This is a genomic window from Plastoroseomonas hellenica (genome assembly GCF_018129085.1).
GTDB classification, from domain to species: domain Bacteria; phylum Pseudomonadota; class Alphaproteobacteria; order Acetobacterales; family Acetobacteraceae; genus Plastoroseomonas; species Plastoroseomonas hellenica.
This window is the reverse complement of record NZ_JAAGBB010000133.1, coordinates 1-2,608: the sequence shown is the minus strand read 5'-3', so window position 1 is coordinate 2,608 and position 2,608 is coordinate 1. Positions and strand designations below refer to the sequence as shown.

The window sequence follows — 2,608 nt, the reverse complement described above, 5'->3', positions numbered from 1 at the left end:
GCTGCTCGGCCTCGCGCTCGGCGGCCTGGCGGCGGGTCTCCTCGGCGCTGGCGCGCGACAGCGCGGCCTCGGCCTGGCGCTCCATCTCGTCGCGCAGCGCGGTCAGCGCCCGCACCTGCTCGGAGAGGCGCGCCAGGTCCGACAGCCGCGCCTCGATGGTCGCGCGGTCGGTCCGCACCTGGGTGTCGAGCCGCGTCGCCTCCTCGCGGAGCGCCTCGAGCTGGCGGCGCGCCTCGTTCAGGTCGCGGATGGTGCGGGCGGCATCGCCGCCGACCGTCTCGGCCCGGGCCCGCGCCTCCGCCAATTGCTGCTCCAGCGCGCCGACGCGGTCGGTGCGGCTGCGGGACGCGGTTTCCAGGTCGGCGATGCGCGCGGCCAGCCGCTCCCGCTCGCCGCGCGCCGTGTCGCGTTCGGTGCCGAGGCGATCGCGCTCTTCCCGGAGCAGGGAGAGCTGGGCGAGTGCGGTGTCGCGGGCGGCGCCGGCGGCGCTGATCTCGGCCTGGGCGCGCGCGAGGCTGGCGCGCAGCTCCTCGGTGCTGCCGCGCTCCAGCGCCAGCATCTCGCCCAGTTCCGACATCTGCCGGTTCAGCCGCTCCAGCGCGCGGTCGCGGGTGGAAAGGGCGGCGCTCAGAAACCCCTGGGCCAGCACGAAGACCAGCAGCACGAAGATGATGACCATGAGGAGCGTCGAGAGCGCGTCCACATAGCCCGGCCAGGCATCCAACCCGCCGCCACGCCCGCGCCGCCGCTCCGACGACCCGGCCATGACCTACCCTCTGAGCGGCAGCAGGCCGCCACTGGTCTCTGCGGCGGCGAGGCGAAGCCGATGCCCCGGGGCCGCGAATGCGGCCCGCGCGCGACCATCCGCTGCGCCGGGCGCACACCTGACAGCGCGAAAGCCAAGCGCGCGGATGCGCGCGCCGGCGTTTGAGGACAAAGAATATTCGATTGCGGCGCTCGATGCCCTGATCATGACGGCGGCTGCTCCGCCAGCGCCGCAATCGTACGCGACAGGATCTTGATCTCGGTCCGGATTTCCTGCGTCGCCTGGACCCGTCCTTGCTGCGCGTCGTCCAGCAGGCGGCGGGCGTAGATCTCGATGTTGCGGAGGTGGCCGCGCGTCGCCTCGTCGATCGCGCCGGCGGCCTGGGCATCGGCCAGGCGCTGCAGCGCGGGGGCGAGCTGGGTCTGCCCTTCCGCGACCCGCATCATGATCTGCTGGTTGGCGCGCATCAGCTCGGTCAGCACCGCCAGCCGCTCGGCCAGCGTCTGCATGGCCTGGCTCGCCTGCGCCCGGTTGTCCTCCCCGCGCGCCAGGATGCGCTGCATCTCCTCGAGGTTCTCGGCGGTCTGCTCCAGCAGCGCCTGGACATAGGCGGGGACCGAGCCTTCACCTTCCTGCCCGAGCACGCCGGAGGACAAGCGGGTGATGCCCGCGAGCCATTCCTCCAGCTCGCTGGTGAAGCGGTTCTGCGCCTGGCCGGCGGTCAGGTCGAGGAAGCCCAGCACCAGCGCGCCGGCGAGGCCGAGCATGGAGGAGGAAAAGGCGGTGCCCATGCCTTCCAGCGGCCGCGCCAGCCCGGATTTGAGCTGGTTGAACATCTGGTTGAGGTCGCCGGAGCCGACGCTCATGCCGCCGATCACGTCGGCCACTGCGCCGATGGTCAGCAGCAGGCCCCAGAAGGTGCCGAGCAGGCCCAGGAAGATCAGCAACCCCGTCATGTAGCGGGACAGCTCCCGCTTCTCGTCCAGCCGTCCGATGATGCCGTCCAGCAGGCTGCGCATCGCGACGGCGGAGAGCGACAGCCGGTCGCTGCGCCGCGCCGCGAGCATCGACGCCATCGGCGCCAGCAGCCGCGGCTCCCCGATGCCGGAGCCGCGCGGGCCGCGGAAGCCTTCCAGCCACTCCACTTCCCGCCTGAGCGCCAGCACCTGGGCGATGGTCAGGCCGCAGCCGAGGAGCAGCACCGCCACGATCAGGCCGTTGAGCACCGGGTTCGCGGCGAAGGCGTGGGCGAGCTGCGCGCCGAGCAGCGCCGTCACCACGGCCACCGCCGCGAGAAAGACCACCATGCGCAGCAGATAGAGGGTCGGTCGGGTCATCGGGCCGAGTCGCTTCGGGTCACGCCCGGAGGTAGCACATCGAGCCGGTCGGTGCCCGCCTCGGTGCGGCCGAGCGGGCGCAGGTCGATGCGGGTCGGCGGCAGCCCGCCTTCGACCAGCGCGGCCTTGACGGCGAGCGCGCGCGCGAGGGAGGCGCGGCGCGCCGTGTGGGGGTCCGGCGGCGTCGGGCCCACGACCTCGGCCAGCACCGTGACGCGCCCGTTGGGCGTCGCCGCCAGGCTGCGCCCATACTCCACCACCGCCTGGCGCAGCGCGCCGTCGAAGGTCGCGCCCTGGATGCGGATGCCACCCTCCGGCAATGCCTCTACCCCTGCCGGCAGGGAGGGCGGCGCGGTCGGCGTGCCGCGCGCGCTGTTGGATGGCGCCGGCCGCGGATCGAGGACCGCGGGCGCCGGCGGTGCCGGCGCCGGGTCGACAAGGAACCATGTCCCCGACCCGTCGCCTGCTGGGTGCGCTGGCACTTGGCGCGCTCGCCGCTGCTCCT

Annotated in this window: 1 protein-coding gene and 2 pseudogenes; all 3 read right to left on the bottom strand. The window is 73.7% G+C overall.

The genetic code is table 11. The annotated features are described in order from the left end of the window. A pseudogene (locus GXW71_RS34425) lies at positions 1-766 on the bottom strand (peptidoglycan -binding protein); the annotation flags it as partial. 203 nt (positions 767-969) lie between these two features. Next, entirely contained in the window at positions 970-2,103 is a 1,134-nt protein-coding gene (locus tag GXW71_RS34420; protein WP_211858577.1) for a flagellar motor protein MotA, read from the bottom strand. Then, positions 2,100-2,608: pseudogene (locus tag GXW71_RS34415) on the bottom strand (hypothetical protein); the annotation flags it as partial. The pseudogene GXW71_RS34415 and the gene GXW71_RS34420, both read right to left, overlap by 4 nt.

What these genes read in the sequence shown, in the direction of transcription:
- GXW71_RS34420 (WP_211858577.1), bottom strand. Translation starts at nt 2,103, where the DNA reads ATGACCCGACCGACCCTCTATCTGCTGCGCATGGTGGTCTTTCTCGCG.